Source organism: Lactococcus garvieae, assembly GCF_016027715.1.
In the GTDB taxonomy this organism is placed as follows: Bacteria; Bacillota; Bacilli; order Lactobacillales; family Streptococcaceae; genus Lactococcus; species Lactococcus garvieae_A.
Map to the genome: position 1 here is coordinate 1826464 of NZ_CP065691.1, position 19130 is coordinate 1845593.

Annotated in this window: 19 protein-coding genes and 1 tRNA gene; 12 read left to right on the top strand and 8 right to left on the bottom strand. The window is 39.2% G+C overall.

Annotation, left to right across the window (positions count from 1 at the left end; translation table 11 throughout):
• Positions 1-117: 117 nt before the first annotated feature.
• Positions 118-267, bottom strand: a complete 150-nt coding sequence (rpmG, locus tag I6G50_RS09160) for a 50S ribosomal protein L33 (protein ID WP_003135293.1) — start codon at positions 265-267, stop codon at positions 118-120.
• A 30-nt stretch (positions 268-297) separates the two neighbouring features.
• Positions 298-471 carry a 50S ribosomal protein L32 gene (gene rpmF, locus I6G50_RS09165; protein WP_003135292.1) on the bottom strand — a complete coding sequence of 58 codons (174 nt, stop codon included), beginning with the start codon at positions 469-471 and terminating at the stop codon, positions 298-300.
• Positions 472-835: 364 nt separating this feature from the next.
• Between rpmF and I6G50_RS09170 the strand changes: the two genes are divergently transcribed.
• Entirely contained in the window at positions 836-2629 is a 1794-nt protein-coding gene (locus I6G50_RS09170; protein ID WP_197908649.1) for a heavy metal translocating P-type ATPase, read from the top strand.
• Between the two features lie 11 nt (positions 2630-2640).
• Here I6G50_RS09170 and I6G50_RS09175 read toward each other — a convergent pair whose 3' ends face one another.
• Together I6G50_RS09175 and I6G50_RS09180 are read right to left on the bottom strand one after the other, a co-directional pair.
• Entirely contained in the window at positions 2641-3909 is a 1269-nt protein-coding gene (locus I6G50_RS09175; protein ID WP_197908651.1) for a replication-associated recombination protein A, read from the bottom strand.
• Positions 3910-3929: 20 nt separating this feature from the next.
• Entirely contained in the window at positions 3930-4403 is a 474-nt protein-coding gene (locus tag I6G50_RS09180) for a GNAT family N-acetyltransferase (protein WP_042753132.1), read from the bottom strand.
• 67 nt (positions 4404-4470) lie between these two features.
• Between I6G50_RS09180 and I6G50_RS09185 the strand changes: the two genes are divergently transcribed.
• The 11 genes from I6G50_RS09185 to ptsP all read left to right on the top strand — a co-directional run bounded on the left by I6G50_RS09185 (position 4471) and on the right by ptsP (position 16815).
• Positions 4471-4935 carry a DUF3013 family protein gene (locus I6G50_RS09185; protein ID WP_003135286.1) on the top strand — a complete coding sequence of 155 codons (465 nt, stop codon included), beginning with the start codon at positions 4471-4473 and terminating at the stop codon, positions 4933-4935.
• A 33-nt stretch (positions 4936-4968) separates the two neighbouring features.
• Entirely contained in the window at positions 4969-5922 is a 954-nt protein-coding gene (gene prmA / locus I6G50_RS09190) for a 50S ribosomal protein L11 methyltransferase (RefSeq protein ID WP_081165786.1), read from the top strand.
• A gap of 3 nt (positions 5923-5925) precedes the next feature.
• Positions 5926-6681 (top strand): 16S rRNA (uracil(1498)-N(3))-methyltransferase, encoded by a 756-nt coding sequence (locus tag I6G50_RS09195; RefSeq protein ID WP_003135281.1) that lies wholly within the window; start codon positions 5926-5928, stop codon positions 6679-6681.
• 125 nt (positions 6682-6806) lie between these two features.
• Complete coding sequence (locus I6G50_RS09200) at positions 6807-9032, top strand: RelA/SpoT family protein (RefSeq protein ID WP_081165780.1); 2226 nt, start codon at positions 6807-6809, stop codon at positions 9030-9032.
• Between the two features lie 53 nt (positions 9033-9085).
• A complete protein-coding gene (dtd, locus tag I6G50_RS09205; RefSeq protein WP_197908653.1) occupies positions 9086-9535 on the top strand; it encodes a D-aminoacyl-tRNA deacylase in 450 nt (149 codons plus the stop codon).
• Positions 9536-9545: 10 nt separating this feature from the next.
• Positions 9546-10157: an HAD family hydrolase gene (locus tag I6G50_RS09210; RefSeq protein WP_197908654.1), complete on the top strand. Its 612-nt coding sequence runs from the start codon at positions 9546-9548 to the stop codon at positions 10155-10157.
• Between the two features lie 120 nt (positions 10158-10277).
• Entirely contained in the window at positions 10278-10898 is a 621-nt protein-coding gene (locus tag I6G50_RS09215; protein WP_197908656.1) for a lysophospholipid acyltransferase family protein, read from the top strand.
• A 76-nt stretch (positions 10899-10974) separates the two neighbouring features.
• Positions 10975-13548, top strand: a complete 2574-nt coding sequence (gene secA, locus I6G50_RS09220; protein WP_197908657.1) for a preprotein translocase subunit SecA — start codon at positions 10975-10977, stop codon at positions 13546-13548.
• Between the two features lie 87 nt (positions 13549-13635).
• Positions 13636-14673, top strand: a complete 1038-nt coding sequence (locus I6G50_RS09225) for a 3-deoxy-7-phosphoheptulonate synthase (RefSeq protein ID WP_003135270.1) — start codon at positions 13636-13638, stop codon at positions 14671-14673.
• Positions 14674-14821: 148 nt separating this feature from the next.
• On the top strand, positions 14822-15088 hold the full coding sequence (locus I6G50_RS09230; RefSeq protein WP_003135269.1) for a phosphocarrier protein HPr: 267 nt from the start codon (positions 14822-14824) through the stop codon (positions 15086-15088).
• Entirely contained in the window at positions 15088-16815 is a 1728-nt protein-coding gene (ptsP, locus tag I6G50_RS09235; RefSeq protein WP_197908658.1) for a phosphoenolpyruvate--protein phosphotransferase, read from the top strand. The genes I6G50_RS09230 and ptsP overlap by 1 nt, the downstream gene beginning before the upstream one ends.
• A gap of 72 nt (positions 16816-16887) precedes the next feature.
• Here the strand turns inward: ptsP and I6G50_RS09240 are convergent, their stop codons facing one another.
• From I6G50_RS09240 to I6G50_RS09255, 4 genes are all read right to left on the bottom strand, one after another.
• Positions 16888-17187 carry a YbaB/EbfC family nucleoid-associated protein gene (locus I6G50_RS09240; protein WP_003135265.1) on the bottom strand — a complete coding sequence of 100 codons (300 nt, stop codon included), beginning with the start codon at positions 17185-17187 and terminating at the stop codon, positions 16888-16890.
• Between the two features lie 151 nt (positions 17188-17338).
• Positions 17339-17424: transfer RNA gene (locus I6G50_RS09245), tRNA-Leu, on the bottom strand.
• An 81-nt stretch (positions 17425-17505) separates the two neighbouring features.
• Entirely contained in the window at positions 17506-18444 is a 939-nt protein-coding gene (locus tag I6G50_RS09250; protein ID WP_197908660.1) for an alpha/beta hydrolase, read from the bottom strand.
• A 59-nt stretch (positions 18445-18503) separates the two neighbouring features.
• The gene (locus I6G50_RS09255) at positions 18504-19019 is read right to left on the bottom strand and encodes a hypothetical protein (protein ID WP_197908661.1); all 516 of its coding nucleotides are present in this window, start codon (positions 19017-19019) and stop codon (positions 18504-18506) included.
• Between the last annotated feature and the right edge of the window lie 111 nt (positions 19020-19130).

Below are 19130 nucleotides of genomic sequence, written 5' to 3' on the forward strand. Positions count from 1 at the left end.
TGTAATGAAGGTTTCAAGCTTACTTGAGGCTTTTTTTGAATAAAAAAACTTTTCTCAAACTCTATTGAGAAAAGCTTTTTATTATGGAAACAAAAAAACCGCATAAGCGGTTTAATATTATTTAACTTCTTTAAAAATAACGTGTTTACGTAGTTTTGGAGAGTATTTTTTCAATTCCAAACGGTCTGGGTTGTTACGTTTGTTCTTTTGAGTAAGGTAAAGACGTTCACCAGATTCTTTGTGTTCAAGTGTAATATTTACGCGCATAACTGTTCCTTTCTGACTTTTTTACTGTTTTTATTTAGCGTCTTTTACTTGGCGGCCTTTGTAGTAGCCTTTAAGTGAAACACGGTGTGAGTGACGGTAGTCACCAGTAGTTTCGTCAAAAGTAACAGTTGGAGCTGTCATTTTGTAGTGTGTACGACGTTTGTTTTTCTTAGATTTAGAAGTGTGACGTGCAGGTACTGCCATGGTTTGATTCCTCCGTAGATTTTTTCGTTTTGGATAAGCCCAAAAACGTACTTTACTATAATACACTAATCTTTTTCGAAATGCAAGCTTTGTAAAGTATTTTTACTTGACGTTTTTGTTTTTTAGGCTAGAATAAAACAGGATTGACAAACATATTTGACAGTTGTTAGATTAGAATTATATTCTCTTTTTTGCTAATATAGAGTTAAGAATGTTGTAACTTATGAAATAAAAGCTCAGTTCTTCGGAATCAAAGTGCGATAAAGAATATTTTTCTATCCCGAACAAATCAGTGTTCGATGAAGGATATTTTGAGTCAAACAGGGCAAAGCTTCAGAAAAAAATTATTTTATAAGGAGAAAACATGAAAAACTGGCAAAAACTTGTTCTAGTATTTTTAATAGCTGTCGCCTCTCTTTTGGCACAGTTTGTTTTTGAGTCCCCTTTGGTCGCGCGTGTCATTATTACTGTGGCGGGGGGCATTTTAGCTCTGTCCATGTTCATTGAAATGATAAAGACCTTGCGTAAAGGGAATTATGGTGTGGATTTATTAGCTATTACAGCTATAATAGCCACCCTTTTAGTAGGTGAATACTGGGCATCTCTCATCATTATTCTGATGTTAGTCGGCGGAGAAACGCTAGAGGACTATGCTGCAGGTCGGGCCAATCGTGAATTGTCAGCGTTGCTCCAAAAAACACCTGATATCGCGCATGTGATACAAGAGGGCAAAGTTGTTGATGTGGACTTAGACGATGTGGAAATAGGGGCACATCTGCTGATTAAACCCCTGGAGGTAGTACCTATTGATGGCTGTCTTTTATCGGAAGCAGCTATCCTCGATGAGTCTTCAATTACAGGGGAAACAAAGCCTAACGAGCTCCAACAAGGTGATGAAATCCTTTCAGGAGCCATTAACGGGAGCTCGACGATTGAGATTCGTACAACTGTAGCAGCTAGTGAGTCACAATTTCAAAAAATTATTGCTTTAGTTCGTGAAGCAGAAGCAACTCCAGCTAATTTTGTTCGCTTAGCTGACCGATACGCTGTACCCTTTACGATTTTAGCTTATATTATTGCAGCTGTAGCTTATTTTATCTCTGGAGATCCTGTACGTATTGCAGAAGTACTTGTAGTGGCAAGCCCATGTCCTTTAATCTTGGCAGCTCCCATTGCTTTTGTATCAGGAATGAGCCGTTCTTCTAAAAATGGTTTTCTGATTAAAAATGGGACCATTATTGAGAAGTTGGCTACAGCTAAAGCAATCTTCTTTGACAAAACAGGTACAATTACTGATGGTAAAATCGAAGTAGATGACATTGTACCTGCAGAAGGCATTTCACAAAAAGAATTACTAGAGATTGTTTACACTATCGAAAAGTCTTCAAACCATATTTTAGCAAAAGCAGTATCAAGTTATGCAGAAGCGCATAATATTCAAGGTTTAGAGCTGGAAAGTCTGAATGAAGTTGCTGGTTTAGGTGTCACAGGGCAAATAAAAGAGCAACTTGTCAAGATTGGGCGGGCGAGCTTCGTAGGAGCGCCAGAGGGGCTCAATTTTGAAACAGCTTTTTATGTTTCACGTGCTGGGCATTATATTGGAGCCGTCACCTTCTCAGACACCTTACGTGAAAATGCGCCTGAGGTAATAAAAGATTTACGGAATGATGGATTTGAAAAAATTGTAATGCTTACAGGTGATAATGCGCGTGTGGCAGATAAAATTGCAACACAAGTCGGCATCACAGAGGTTCACAGCAGCATGTTGCCCGAAGAGAAGTTAGCGAAGATTGAAGCTTCAACTATTCGCCCAACTATCATGGTAGGAGATGGTGTCAACGATGCCCCTGCCCTAACTCTTGCTGATGTTGGCATTTCTATTGGCACAGGTAACAATACTGTAGCCAGTGAAGCCGCTGATATTGTCTTATTAAAAAATGATTTGGCCTCCGTAACAAAAGCTGTTAAGATTAGTCGTGATACCCTGACTATCGCTAAGCAGTCCGTGCTGATTGGGATTATCATCTGTGTTGTCTTAATGTTGATTGCGGCCACAGGTCTTATTCCAGCGATTATCGGAGCTCTTTTCCAAGAGGTTATTGATGTGGTATCAATTCTCTATGCCTTAAGGGCCTTGAAGGGTTTGAGAAATAAATAATGAAAAAATCGTCATTTCTGACGATTTTTCTTTTGTTCTTCAATCCATTTTTTACGTTCACTTAGCGCCCACTCATATTTTCCCATACGATCAGGTTGGAAATAATCCACTTTTCGCAATCTCTCCGGCAAATATTCTTGCTCAACCCAATGGTCAGGAAAGTTATGAGGGTACTTATATCCTTCACTACGCCCGAGGTCTTTGGCGCCAGCGTAATGCCCATCTTGCAAATGTGAGGGTATAGGGAGATTGCCGTACTTACCTAAATCCTCTATGGCTGAGTCAAGTGCAACATAAGCAGCATTTGACTTTGGAGAAAGAGCTAAATCAATAACAATATTGGCAAGAGGAATTCTTGCTTCTGGGAAACCTAGTTTTTCTGCGGCCTGTAAACCTAGCATGGTATGGACAGCAGCTTCAGGATTTGCCAAACCGATATCCTCATAAGCTATAACGGTCAAGCGGCGAGCAAGGCTTTGTAAATCCCCTCCCTCGATTAATCGCGCCGCATAGTGTAAACTTGCGTTTACATCAGAACCACGAATTGACTTCTGCAAGGCACTCAGTAAATCATAATGCGCATCACCGTCTTTGTCAAAAGTGAGGGCTTTCCGCTGTAAAGAGTTTTCCATATCGTCAAGACTTACATGGTGGTTTTCAGAGGATAAAACAGCCAGCTCCAAAGCATTGTAAACGGCACGTAAATCGCCATTTGTTGCATGTGTAAGAAAGTAAAGGGCATCATCATCCATAGTAACACGGAAATCAAAGCCTCGCGTATCATCTTTAAGGGCTAGGTTTACAGCTTTTTGTAAATCCTCGCTATCCAGAGGCTTGAGCTCAAAAATTTGTACTCGACTGCGAATGGCGGGTACAACGCTGAAATAAGGATTTTCTGTGGTTGCTCCGATTAAGATGATTTGTCCATTTTCTAGTAAAGGTAGAAGAAAATCTTGTTTCGGTTTATCTAGACGATGTATCTCATCAAGGAGCAGTACCAGTTGTCCGGAAAATTCTGCTTCAGATGCGATTTCTTGCAATTTTTTCTTACTGTCAGTCGTGGCATTGAAACTCCGAAAAGCAGCATTCATCGTACCCGCAATTGCCGAAGCGATGGACGTCTTTCCGATACCTGGAGGGCCATAAAGAATCATTGAAGTTAAAAGTTTTGTCTCAACCATGCGACGAATAATTTTTTTAGGACCCACGAGATGCTCTTGGCCAATAATTTCGTCAATATTTCGAGGCCGCATACGCCGCGCTAAGTTTTGATGAGTCATAGTAGTATTCTCCTTGGAGACTAGAGGTAATAAGCGTAAATCAAACTGTCAATATAAGTTCCATCAATAAAGTATTCCTTTTTTAATTCTCCTTCACGCACAAAGCCGAGGTGTTCATACAGAGTGAGTGCTTTAGGATTACTTGACATAGCATTGATAGTGATTTTTTCATAATTTTCAGTCCGAGCTTCTCGGATGAGGTACTGAATGAGTGCCGTAGCGACTCCTTTACCGCGAGCTTCTTGCACCGTCATCACACCAAAAGTGATAACATGTGATCCAAACTCGGACTTGTTACGCTGCCCATAGTCTAGAACACCTAGAATTTTCCCGTTTTCTTCGGCAAGAAGATAACGCGTTCCTTTTAGGATTTTTTTCATTATCTTCTCTGCGGAACTGTTAATGATGAATGGTGTCGATTTTAAAGTCCAGTTTTGGTTTTCGATTTTGGCCACGTTCGCGAAATCATGGGGTTCAATAGGTCTAATTTTCATATATTTCTCTCTAGAGATAATTTTTATTTCTGTTATAATAATTATAACAGAAAAAAGAGGTGAAAAAATGGCAAAGTATGGTTTTTTAGATATTTTAGATGAAGAGTTGAGCAAGAATTTTAGTTATGATTATGAGATAAATTGGGACAAACGCAATTTTGCGGTAGAAGTCAGTTTTTTATTGGAAGCTGCGAATCCTGAGGGAATCGCTTTGTCAGACGCCGATGGGGTGGAATCAGAAGAAAATATTCTCTATGAAGATGCAGTAATTTTTTATAACCCAAATAAATCAAAGTTTTCGGAGGAAGAATACTTAGCAGGTGTTGCTTATTCTGACAAAGGTTTGTCCCGGGAATATATTGCATATTTTGTGGCATTTTTACAGGAAACAGCTGATAAGGGCTTGGATGCCTTGATGGATTTCTTGGACTCAGAAGAGGAAGAATTTATGCTTGAATTTGATCAAGAAAAATTTGAATTGGGACTAGAAAAACTGGAAGAAACTACTTTTTTCAAATACCCACGTTATTGAGCCAAAGCATAGAGAGATAAGAAAGTGAAGAAAATGAACAATTGGAACAGCATTACCGTAAGTATCCTACGTGCCGCCGAAGAAGCCGTCAGCAACATATTGATTGAAGCTGGTTCAGCGGGAGTGGAAATCAATGACAGTGCGGACTATCTCAACCATCAGGACCTCTTTGGAGAAGTTCTTCCAGAAGTGGAACAATCTGAAATGGTTGAAGTGACAGCTTACTATCCAGAAAATTTACCAATCACAGAGCTTAAGTCAGATATTGAGCAAAAGATAAAGGCTTTAGCTGGGAGCTTTGATCTATCCAACGTAGAAGTTAGGACCAATAATCTGGCAGAACAAGATTGGGCGGATGCTTGGAAAAAATACTTTGAGCCAGCCCGTATTACCCATGATTTAACTATTGTTCCAAGTTGGACAGATTATGAGCCACAATCAATGGCAGAAAAATTGATTCGTTTAGATCCTGGTATGGCTTTTGGTACAGGAACACATCCAACCACAAAAATGAGCTTATATGCTTTAGAGCAAGTTATACGGGGTGGAGAAACTGTCTTTGATGTGGGGACAGGGTCAGGTGTTCTTTCCGTAGCAAGTGCCTACTTAGGGGCAAATGAGATTTATGCCTATGACATTGACGAAGTTGCTGTTCGAGTAGCACGAGAAAATATTGAACTTAATCCCAATACAGAAAAGATTTTTGTTTCAGCCAATAATTTATTAGAAGGCATTGAAAAAAAAGCAGAAATAATCGTCGCTAATATCTTAGCGGATATCCTCGTTTTGATGACAGAAGATGCTTTTAACTTAGTTAAAGACGAAGGTTACTTGATCATGAGCGGAATTATCGCTGAGAAAGCAGATATGGTAATCCAATCTGCTGAAAATGCAGGTTTCTTCTTAGAAACACGCATGACTCAAGGAGAGTGGAATTGTGTGATTTTCAAAAAAACGGAGAATCGAGAAGGAGTGATTGGCGGTTAAGTCATGGCAAATCAGTATTTTATATTTAAAAAACAACCCCCAATTGGCGACATTTTTGCAATTGATGACCAAGCAGCAGCACATCATATTTTTACGGTGATGCGGGCAAATGCTGGTGAAAAGATACAAGTGGTCTTTAAGGAAGGGCAAGTTGGTGTAGCCGAGGTTGTTTCAAGTGACCAAAAGACGGCCCGACTTCTAGAAATACTTGACACGCACACAGAGCTCCCTGTTCATGCAACAGTGGCACTAGGTTTTCCTAAAGGAGACAAACTAGAGTTTGTGAGTGAAAAAGCAACAGAGCTTGGTGCAAGTGCTATCTGGGGTGCTCCTTTTAAATGGTCAGTGGCAAAATGGGATGCAAAAAAACTCTCAAAGAAAAAAGACAAGCTCGATAAGATTGTTTTAGGGGCTGCAGAACAGTCTCGCCGACAAGTCCTTCCAGAAATTCGTTTTTTTGAAAAACTAACAGAGCTAATTGCCGAATTTGCACAGTTTGATCAAGTTTTAATTGCGTATGAAGAATCTGCTAAAGCAGGAGAACAATCTATGTTTGCCCAAAGTATGTCACAACTTCAGGCAGGGCAGAAAATTCTTTTTATTTTTGGGCCAGAAGGTGGCATTGCTCCAGAAGAAATAGCATTATTTGAGCAGGCTGGAGCAAAGCTTATTGGTTTAGGACCACGTATCATGCGTGCGGAGACAGCTCCTTTATATGCCTTGTCAGCACTGTCCACCTATTTTGATTTACTGAAATAAACCGAACAAAAAGGAAGAAAAACGATACCTCAAGTACTCAAGGGGTAATTTTATCCGCGTAAATGTGATAGAATAGTAAAAATATATCAAGGAGGAAAGTGGAGCTACTTCACAGGAATTAAAATATGCCCTCAGAACCAAATTTTACCGGAGATCAAGTGGTTAAACTTGCCTCCGCCTATATGAACGAAAAAGACATCTTATTAGTACGTAAAGCTTTGAAGTGTGCTTCCATAGCCCATGCTGAGCAATATCGTGCGAGTGGGGAGCCTTACATTATCCATCCCATTCAAGTTGCGGGGATTTTAGCAAAGTTACAACTTGATGCAGTGACTGTATCTGCAGGCTTTTTGCATGATGTCGTAGAAGATACAAATTTTATACAATCTGATTTAGTAGAACTTTTTGGTGAAGAGATTGCTAATATTGTTGATGGGGTAACTAAGCTTGGTAAAGTAGAATACAAGTCCCATGAAGAACAACTAGCGGAAAATCATCGCAAAATGCTTATGGCCATGAGTAAGGATATCCGTGTTATCTTGGTTAAACTTGCTGACCGACTTCATAACATGCGTACTTTGAAAAATCTACGACCAGATAAACAAAAGCGTATTTCCAGCGAGACAATGGCGATATATGCCCCACTGGCGCACCGCTTGGGTATTGGAAGTATCAAGTGGGAGCTTGAAGATCTTTCTTTCCGCTATTTGAACGAAACAGAGTTTTACCGTATCCGCGGCTTAATGAACGAAAAACGAGCAGCACGTGAAAACCTAGTGTCAGAGGTTATTGACAAGCTAAATGAGCGTATGAAAGATGCTCAGGTTGACGCAGAGATTTATGGTCGACCAAAGCATATTTATTCCATTTATCGGAAAATGCACGATAAGAAAAAACGCTTTGATGAAATCTATGATCTGATTGCTATCCGGTGCTTGACAGATTCGACAAGTGATGTTTACACTACTTTAGGTTATATTCATGACCTGTGGAAGCCGATGCCAGGCCGTTTCAAAGACTATATTGCAAATCCAAAAGCTAACGGTTACCAATCGGTTCACACCACGGTTTACGGGCCTAAAGGACCGATGGAGTTCCAAATTAGAACCCATGAGATGCATCAAATAGCCGAATATGGGGTTGCAGCTCACTGGGCTTACAAGCAAGGACGTAAAGCAAAAGTTGACGTACATGAGATTTCTGAAACACTGAACTGGATTAATGAACTGGTCGAATTGCAAGAACAATCAGGTGATTCAGCCGAAGAATTTGTGAAAGCAGTCCAAGAGGACATACTTGGCGATAAAATTTATGTTTTTACCCCTACAGGAGCAGTTCAAGAATTGCCAGCAGGCTCTGGCCCGATTGATTTTGCATATGCTATTCACACGCAGGTTGGGGATCATGCGACAGGGGCGAAGATCAATGAACGTATGCAGCCACTCAACTATGTTCTAAAAACAGGTGATAAAGTTGAAATTATTACCTCAAAAACATCATTTGGTCCCAGTCGTGACTGGATAAAACTTGTTAAAACAAATAAAGCACGCAATAAAATCAAACAATTTTTCAAGAGCCAAGACAAAGAACTTTCAATCCATAAAGGACGCGAAATGCTTCAAACAGAGCTGGCAGACAACGGGTTTACACCTAACCAGTATTTGGACAAGAAACATCTAGACGAAGTACTTGAAAAACTCAGCTATCGTGACAGTGAAGCCCTTTTTGCAGCTGTTGGTTTTGGCGAGATATCGGCAACTGCTGTGTTTAATCGTTTGACAGAAAGCGAACGCCGTAAGGTTGAAAAAGAAAAGCTAAAAGCTGAATCTGAACAACTGATGAAGGGCGAAGTGAAACGGGAGAACAAAAACAAGAACGTCATGAAAATTCGTCATGATGGAGGAGTGAGTGTTTCTGGCGTTGATAGTATGCTGGTTCATATTAGTAAATGTTGTAATCCTGTGCCAGGCGATAAGATTGTGGGGTATATTACAAAGGGTCGCGGTGTTTCGATACATAGGGCAGATTGTAAAAATGTCCAAAGTCAAGAAGACTTTGAAAAACGTCTGATTGATGTAGAGTGGGATGATTCGCAACACTTAACTAAAGAGTATGTGGCTAATATCCATGTTTATGCTTTTAATCGTCCAAACTTGCTCAATGATATTGTTCAAGTTTTATCAAATACGACAAAGAGTTTAATTTCAATCAATGCTCATCCGACTAAAGACCGTAAAATGGCCAATATCCATCTTTCTATTGGTATCAAAAACTTGTCTGATTTAACCTTGATTGTTGATAAAATTAAGATGACTCCAGACGTTTACAGTGTAAAGCGGACAAATGGTTAATAATTAAAAAAAGAAATCTATCCAAAGGATAGATTTTTTGATAAAATGAAATTATGAAAATAGTAATTCAAAGAGTTAAGGAAGCTTCAGTAACAATTGAAAACAAGGTCATAAGCGAAATCAAGCAAGGTTTACTGCTCCTTGTAGCTGTGGAAGATGCAGATACAGATTTCGACATTGACTATGCTGTACGTAAAATTAGTAAAATGCGTATTTTTTCGGATGAGAATGACAAGATGAACCTGTCTATTCAAGATGTCGAGGGAGAAATACTTTCGATATCGCAATTCACTCTTTATGCCGATATTCGCAAGGGAACGCGACCAAGCTTTTCTCAAGCGGGTAATCCTGCATATGCAGAATCAATGTATCTTAAGTTCAATGACCAGTTTAATCACATCGTACCGACGAAAGCGGGAGTTTTTGCAGCTGATATGCAAGTTTCACTTATCAACGATGGACCTGTAACTATACTTGTGGACACAAAAAACGCGCGTAAATAGAGGAGAAAAGATGCCTTTTCAAAATATTATTTTTGATCTTGGTGGTGTTATTTTAGATCTAGATTCTAAAAGAATGAATGATCGGTTTCATAAGCTGGGAGTTAAAGATTTCGAGAGATACTTTACGTTAAAAGAACAAACAGGTTTTTTTGAAGATTTAGAGTTAGGTTTAATTACATCAGAAGAATTTTGCGAGCGTTTGAGACAAGCAGCAGAGGTAGAGTTGGATGATCGGGTTATCGAAGCTACCTGGAATTTAATTTTGAAGGATTTTAAAAAAGAACGAATGGAGTTTCTTGAGAATATTTCAAAAGAATACAAGATTTTTTTATTTTCAAATACAAACAGTATCCATGCGGAATGCTTTGAAAAAAGATGTGTGGAGCAAATGGGAAAAAGTTTAGAGTCTTATTTTGATGCTGTGTTTTACTCTCATGGTTTACACCTCAGAAAGCCTGATAAAATGGCCTTTGAAGAAGTTTTACTACAAGCTGGTTTACACGCTGAGGAAACTTTGTTTATTGATGATAATGCTGCCAATATATACGGCGCTCAGAAAGCGGGCTTGCAAACAATTCATCTTCAAAGCCCCCAAACAATTTTAGACTTAAAACTCCATTAATTTTTTTCAGACCTAAAAACTCTTTAATAAAGAGTTTTTTTGGTTTTTTGACTAGCTAAATCTCGATAAATAGTATAAAATTTATTAAAACTAAATATTTTTAGGAGTATTATATCAGTTATGTTTTATACATTTTTACGCGGCTTAGTTCGTTTCTTACTTTTTATCTTCAATGGTAGAGCCAAATATCATCATACAGAACGTATTCCAGATAAGTCAGAAAACTACATATTAGTTGCGCCTCATCGAATGATTCTAGATCCGGTTTACATGGCTTTTGCGACACGACCAAAGCAATTTATTTTCATGGCCAAAAAAGAACTTTTTAAAAATCCTTTCTTTGCTTGGTGGATTAAGAAATGTGGAGCATTTCCTGTGGATCGTGAAAATCCCGGCCGTGAGGTTATTCAATATCCCGTAAAGATGTTGAAAAAGTCAGATAAATCTCTTATTATGTTTCCGACTGGTTCGCGCCATTCTAATGAGCTTAAAGGGGGTGTAACAATTATAGCTAAGATGGCTAAGGTTCGTATCGTCCCAGCGGTTTATCAAGGGCCTTTGTCAATGAAGGGGATTTTTAAACGGGAAAGAGTACAACTGAATTTTGGTGAGCCCATCGATGTTTCAGATATAAAAAAAGCCAATGCGGAAGGTATTGAAGAGGTTAATCGCCGTTTGGAAGCTGCTTTTGCCCAACTTGATAAGGAAATTGATCCAGATTACAAGTATATTGCGAAATAATACGTTATCTATTGGAAAAAACCTTTAAAAATGCTAAAATGAAGGAAATATCCTCTAGGATAGTGACGGAGAAAACATGCCAAATATTATTAAAAAATTAGTAGAAAACGACAAAAAAGAGCTCAAAAAATTACATAAAATGGCTCAAAAAGTCGAAGCATATGAAGAAGAAATGGCTGGCCTTGCAGATGAGCAACTCCAAGCCAAAACTGAAGAATTTAGAGAACGTGCAGCAGCGGGTGAAAGTCTTGATGATATGCTGTACGAGGCTTTTGCTGTCTGTCGTGAAGCAGCAAAACGTGTATTGGGATTATTCCCTTTCCATGTTCAAATTATGGGTGGTATTGTCCTTCACAATGGTGATGTCCCTGAGATGCGTACGGGTGAAGGAAAAACCTTGACAGCCACTATGCCTGTTTATTTGAATGCCATTTCTGGCAAAGGTGTACACGTTGTCACAGTTAATGAATACTTGACAACACGTGATGCAACCGAAATGGGTGAACTTTATAACTGGCTCGGTTTAACTGTCGGACTCAACTTGAACTCTAAATCACCAGAAGAAAAACGTGAAGCTTATACCTGTGATATCACATATTCAACTTCAGCAGAACTTGGCTTCGATTACCTCCGAGATAATATGGTAACGCGCTTTGAGGACATGGTACAGCGTCCTCTTAACTACGCCCTTGTCGATGAAGTGGACTCAATTTTGATTGATGAAGCGCGTACGCCCCTGATTATTTCTGGTCAAGCTGAAGGATCATCTGCTCTTTACTACCGTGCGGATCAGTTTGCTAAAACATTAGTAGGTCGTGAATCCTATGAAGAAGGTGATGATTATAAGATTGACTTACAATCAAAAACAATCTCACTTACAGATGAGGGGATTGATAAAGCAGAGCGCTTCTTTGATATTGAAAACCTTTATGACATGGAAAATGTTGCCTTGACTCACTTTGTAGACAACGCACTCCGTGCCAATTACATCATGCTTCATGACATTGACTATATGGTTGATGATCAACAAGAAGTTCTAATTATTGACCAGTTTACAGGTCGTACAATGCCTGGGCGTCGTTATTCAGATGGTTTGCACCAAGCGATTGAAGCAAAAGAAGGTGTGCCTATTCAAGATGAATCGAAGACCATGGCTTCTATCACGATTCAAAACTACTTCCGTATGTATAAAAAACTGTCAGGGATGACAGGTACAGCAAAAACAGAAGAAGAAGAATTCCGCGAAATCTATAATATACAAATTATTCCAATCCCAACAAACCGTCCAATTCGTCGTACAGACCATCCAGATTTGCTTTATCCAACGATCGAAGCAAAATTGAACGCTGTTTTGGAAGATGTAAAAAGACGTCATTCGGAAGGGCAGCCTATTTTGATTGGTACGGTTGCTGTAGAAACTTCAGAAATTATTTCAAAAAAATTGGTTGAAGCTAAAATTCCACATGAAGTTTTGAATGCAAAAAATCACTTCCGTGAAGCTCAAATCATTATGAATGCTGGTCAGCAAGGTGCTGTAACGATTGCGACAAATATGGCCGGTCGTGGTACCGACATCAAGCTTGGCCCTGGGGTTAAAGAACATCCAAATCCAGAATACCAAGGTTTAGCCGTAATCGGTACTGAGCGTCATGAAAGTCGCCGTATTGATAATCAGCTTCGTGGTCGTTCAGGACGTCAGGGAGATGCAGGTGTGTCTCAATTCTATCTTTCACTTGAAGATGATTTGATGAAACGCTTTGGTTCAGAACGTGTCTCAGCCTTCCTTGATCGTATGCGTATCAGTGGTGACGATGCAGTTATTAAATCTGGTTTGATTACACGCCAAATTGAAGGTTCACAAAAGCGTGTTGAAGGTAATAACTATGATTCACGTAAGCAAGTTTTGCAGTACGATGATGTTATACGTGAACAACGTGAAGTTATTTATGCTCAACGTCACGAAGTAATTGTAGCAACTGAAGACATGACACCTGCTCTTTATGGGATGTTCAAACGCACAATTGACCGTCAAGTAGATGGACATGCGGCTACGGGAGATCTTAAAGAAGAGGAAAATCTGCTTAATCTTTACGAAACGATTGAGAATACAATGCTTTCGGCTGATACTTTCAGTATAGACGACCTCCGTGGTAAGAGCGTACAAGATATCAAAGATTTCCTCTTTGAAAAAGTTAAAGAACACTATACCACACAAATGGAACGCTTGGGAGATACGGAACGCCAAGTTGATTTCCAACGCGCAGTGATCCTCCGTGTAGTTGACAATAACTGGTCTGAGCATATTGATCACCTTGATCAAATGCGTCAGTCAGTAGGACTTCGTGGGTATGCTCAAAATAATCCGATTGTTGAATATCAAGAAGAATCACATAAAATGTTTAACAATATGATTGGTGCTATTGAGTTTGAAGTGACTCGTTTGATGATGAAAGCTCAAATTCATCCACAAACAGCGATACAAGAACAAGCCCCACGTGTAACTGTGACAGCATCACAAGAAAACTTGACAAATGTGAGCCAAGCTTCATCAGAAGGAATTGATTTCAGTCACGTAGGCCGTAATGACCAATGCCCTTGCGGTTCAGGTAAGAAATACAAGAACTGTCATGGTCGCGTTCATACAGCTTAGACAAAAAAGTGATAAAATAGATGAAACACCCTAAGTTAGGGTGTTTCATTTTTGTGATTTGATAAATAATAAATTGAAAGGAGAAAGATGTCTTTCAAAATAATAAGCCCAGAGATAAATGTCGATGCGGTTAAGATGTTAGGACACCTTAATAGTGAACAATATCAAAGAAAACAAGCTAGAGACAAGGAGTTAGAATCAATTATCAAAGGTGATGATCAGAGGCTCTTGCTTATCATCGGTCCTTGTTCCTCTGACAATGAAGAAGCTGTACTTGAATACGCACATCGGCTAGCAAAACTTCAAGAAGAAGTTAAAGATAAAATATTTATGGTAATGCGTGTTTATACGGCCAAACCACGAACAAACGGAGATGGGTATAAAGGAATTATTCACCAGCCCGATGCTTCGGGGAAGGCAGATTTAATTAATGGGATAAAAATGGTTCGTGATTTGCATTATAAAGTAATTACGCAAACAGGGCTGACAACTGCAGATGAAATGCTTTATCCCGAAAATCTTCCCTTGGTTGATGACTTGGTTTCTTACTATGCTGTGGGTGCACGGTCTGTTGAAAACCAACAACATCGTTTTGTGGCCTCAGGTATAGATGCACCCACGGGGATGAAAAATCCAACTTCTGGTAATATTAAAGTCATGCTCAACGGAATATACGCGGCACAACACGAGCAAGACTTTCTCTTTGGACGGGCAGAAGTACAAACTCCAGGCAATCCATTGGCTCATGCAATCTTACGGGGCGGGCAAGACGAGCATGGAAAGAATATCCCAAACTACTATACCGACAACTTGCAAGAAGTCATTGAAAACTATGAGAAAATGGGTCTAGAAAATCCATTTATTATCGTTGATGCTAACCATGACAATTCTGGCAAGAAATACATGGAGCAGATTAGAATTGTCCGCCAGACCTTAGTTAATCGTGACTGGGATGAGAAAATTCATCGGTATGTTCGCGGCTTTATGATTGAATCTTATCTCGAAGATGGCCGTCAAGACAGCCCCGAGGTCTTTGGGAAGTCAATCACAGATGCTTGTTTGGGATGGGAAAAAACCTATGCCTTGGTACATGAAATTTATAAGGCAGAATCACAAGAAGTCTAGGCTTTAAAGTGAGGAAGACAGAATGATAAGGATAATTTAATGAAAAAATTATTGCAAACCTTTTCACTTTGTAGTATAATGTTGAAGTATAGATATGCTGAATAAAAAGGCATTATCGAATAAAAATTGAAATAAGGAGATTCCAAAAATGGCATCTAAAGAATTCCACATCGTTGCAGAAACTGGTATCCACGCACGTCCAGCTACATTGCTTGTTCAAACAGCTTCTAAATTCACTTCAGAAATTAACCTTGAATATAAAGGTAAATCTGTAAACCTTAAATCAATCATGGGTGTTATGTCACTCGGTGTTGGTCAAGGTGCTGATGTTACTATCACTGCTGAAGGTGCTGACGCTGAAGACGCTTTGAGCACAATCGCTGAAACAATGGTTAAGGAAGGTCTTGCTGAATAATGACATCTATGCTTAAAGGTATCGCTGCATCATCAGGTGTAGCCGTAGCGAAGGCATACTTGCTTGTTCAACCTGACTTGTCATTTGAGACAGTCACTGTTGAGAATATCGAAAATGAAGAAGCTCGTCTTGATGCAGCTCTTGCTGCCGCTCAAAGCGAGCTTCAAATCATTAAAGATAAAGCAGTAGATAGCCTCGGAGAAGAAGCCGCAGCCGTATTTGACGCACACATGATGGTTCTTGCAGACCCAGATATGACCGCTCAAATCAAAGCTACTATTGAATCTAAAAAAGTTAATGCTGAAGCTGCCCTCAAAGAAATCACTGACATGTTCATCGCTATCTTTGAAGGTATGGAAGACAATGCTTACATGCAAGAACGTGCTGCCGATATTAAAGACGTTACAAAACGTGTAATGGCAAACCTTCTTGGTGTTAAATTACCAAGTCCAGCATTGATCAACGAAGAAGTTATCATTGTTGCGGAAGATTTAACTCCATCAGATACAGCACAGCTTGATAAGAAATATGTAAAAGCCTTTGTTACAAACATCGGTGGACGTACTTCTCACTCAGCGATTATGGCACGTACACTTGAAATTCCTGCTGTATTGGGTACAAACAATATCACTGAACTTGTTACTGAAGGTCAACTTATGGCAGTTTCAGGCTTGACTGGTGAAGTTGTACTTGACCCAACATCAGAACAACAAAGTGAATTCCACGCAGCTGGTGAAGCTTATGCTGCTCAAAAAGCTGAATGGGCTGCCCTCAAAGATGCAGAAACTGTTACAGCTGATGGTAAGCATTTTGAGTTGGCTGCCAATATCGGTACACCTAAAGATGTTGAGGGTGTAAACGATAATGGTGCAGAAGCGGTTGGACTTTACCGTACAGAATTCCTCTATATGGACGCCCAAGACTTCCCAACTGAAGAAGATCAATACCAAGCTTACAAAGCAGTTCTTGAAGGTATGAATGGTAAACCCGTTGTTGTCCGTACTATGGATATCGGTGGTGATAAAACATTACCATACTTTGATTTGCCAGAAGAAATGAACCCGTTCCTTGGATGGCGCGCTTTGCGTATCTCACTTTCTACAAGTGGTGATGCAATGTTCCGTACTCAACTTCGTGCGCTTCTTCGTGCATCTGTTCATGGTACACTCCGTATTATGTTCCCAATGGTTGCATTGGTTACAGAATTCCGTGCTGCTAAGAAAATCTATGACGAAGAAAAAGCTAAACTGATCGCTGAAGGTGTTCCAGTAGCTGAAGGTATCGAAGTAGGTATTATGATCGAAATTCCAGCTGCAGCAATGATGGCTGACCAATTCGCGAAAGAAGTAGACTTCTTCTCAATTGGTACAAACGATTTGATCCAATACACAATGGCTGCAGACCGTATGAACGAACAAGTATCATACCTCTACCAACCTTACAACCCATCAATCCTTCGCCTTATCAACAATGTTGTTAAAGCTGCTCACGCAGAAGGTAAATGGGCTGGTATGTGTGGTGAAATGGCCGGCGACCAAACTGCCGTTCCACTTCTCATGGGTATCGGGCTTGATGAATTCTCAATGTCAGCAACATCAGTTCTCCAAACACGTTCATTGATGAAACGTTTGGACTCAACTAAGATGGAAGAACTTTCAAACAAAGCTCTTACAGAATGTGCAACAATGGAAGAAGTTGTAGCACTCGTTGAAGAATACACAAAATAATAAAAAACGCGAAATAATTTCGCGTTTTTTATATTTTGATGTTAAAGAAAAAGCCTTTTAGGCTTTTTAAATTTAGAATGGTAGTCCTTTGGAGAACTTACCAAGTTTTTGTTCAGTTGTTTTTTCAATTTGAGACAGCGCATCATTTACAGCATCTGCAACCAAGTCTTGCAAAGTTTCAGGGTCTTCAGGATCAATAACATCTGTCTTGATTGTCAAATTAGTCAGTTTACGATCACCAGAAAATTCAGCAAGAACTAAGTCTTGTGCTGATTTACCTACAAAAGTAGTATTAGCAATCTCTTCTTGTGAAGCTTGCATTTGCTTTTGCAATTTTTGTGCTTGCTTCATCATGTTTTGCATATTCATCATCGTCGTTTATTATCTCCTTATTTCAAGACTTACGTGTCTTAATTATTGCGAATATATATTTTCTCGATGTCATTATTATACCATTTTTGTACATGTTTTTGAAGCAGACGAGGTATAAAAAAACGCCTATCAACTAGACGTTTAAATAATATGCGGAAGGCGGGACTTGAACCCGCACAGCCAAGATAGGCCACAGGATCCTTAATCCTGCGCGTCTGCCAATTCCGCCACTTCCGCTTAGCAGTACTTTAATATAATACCATTTTACGAAGTGGAATGCAAGGAAAAACTGTGGCCAACAAGAGGTGTTCTTAGAGCTTATAGTCCATTGTATTTTTTCATGAAAGTTGTAACAGTACGTCGGTAAAGTTCAGGATCAGTTTCAAAAGACTTAGCATGAGCTGCCCCTTTTACGAGGAGCATTTCTTTAGGGGTTCCATCCTTCACTGCTTTAAAATTATCATAGATCATCGATGTTGGTACATAAGTATCCGCATCACCATGGATAAGGAGTATAGGGAGTTTATCTTTCGAAAGGGCTTGGGTTGCGCTTGCTTCTTTTATGAACCATCCTTGACGTACTTTATTCATAGCTGAAAGGCTGTAAACAAGCGGAAATGGAGGTATACTGTAAGCTGACTTCGCCTGATAGGTTATCTCAGACCAAACGTCACTGTAGCCACAATCTTCGATAATGCTATTGACAGAACTTGGTAGATCCTCTTGGCTTGATGCCATCATAACCGTGGCAGCCCCCATAGAAAGCCCAAATAAAGTAATATTAATCTGCGGCTTTTCTTGTGTTATTCTTTTTGCCCAAGCGATAATATCTTTTTTATCAGAATAACCATAGGTAATCAGTTGACCCTCAGACTCACCTGCGGCCCGATTGTCTGGCATGAGTACGTTGTAACCGAGCTCATGAAAAAGTTGAGCATATTGGCGCATAGCTTCCTTATTTTGGCGGAAACCATGCACGACGATTACCGTCTTATTGGTTTTCTTTTCAGCTGGCACATACCAAGCTTTAAGTTTTAAGCCATCGTTGTTTAATGTCAGATTTTCTTTTTCTAGTTTATCAAATTGAGTAACAAGAGAATAGTTCTTACTTGTAGATTTCACTTGACTAACCGGTGTCTCATCTCGGACATAGGCAATATTATAAAAATAATAAGTGACTCCTATATCAACAAGAAGTAATAAAATAACGATACTGGTAATCCAAATAGTTAGGGTTCCTTTTTTACTTTTTTTCATCGCACTATTATATCAAAAATAGAGTAAAAAAATTAGGATGAAGCCCACTTTCTTTAAGTCTATCGGATATTTTGAGGATCCCAATTTTGTTTTATGAAGTCTTGAAATTCTGCCCAATCTTCATTTTTTAACCCTTTTTTCTGCAAAAATATTGCTTGATTAATTGAGGGATAGATATAAATTGCAGAGGTATTATAACTCACTTTATATATCAATTCGGGGGTTAGTGTCAGTAAAGAAATATCTGTTTTTTGTTGAAGCTCTCGATTGTTGATATGAATTTCTCGTGGTAAAATATTGATTTTTCCACTTTTATAGACTTTTCTACTATTTATTTTCAAAACATATTTTAGTAGAAAGTAAACTATAAAATTAAAACCAACAAGTAGAGGTAAAAGAAGGAAACTGGCTCCAATGGAGATTGATAAAGAGGTAGAGATAAAAAACCTGACAAAGTGTATTAAAATGTATATATTGAAAATTATAAGAAGAAGCGCTCGATATTTTTTAGAATTAAGCATATGCATCGCCAAAAAATCGGCCTCGGTAAGTGTTCCATTTAACTGATATTCCATTCTGTTTCTGCTCCCATTAATTTTTTATTTTTCACAAAAAACCTCCCCACAAGAGCCAACAAATGTGTGGGGAGGAAAAGGAGTAGTCGGGAATCAAAGGGGATTGATTCT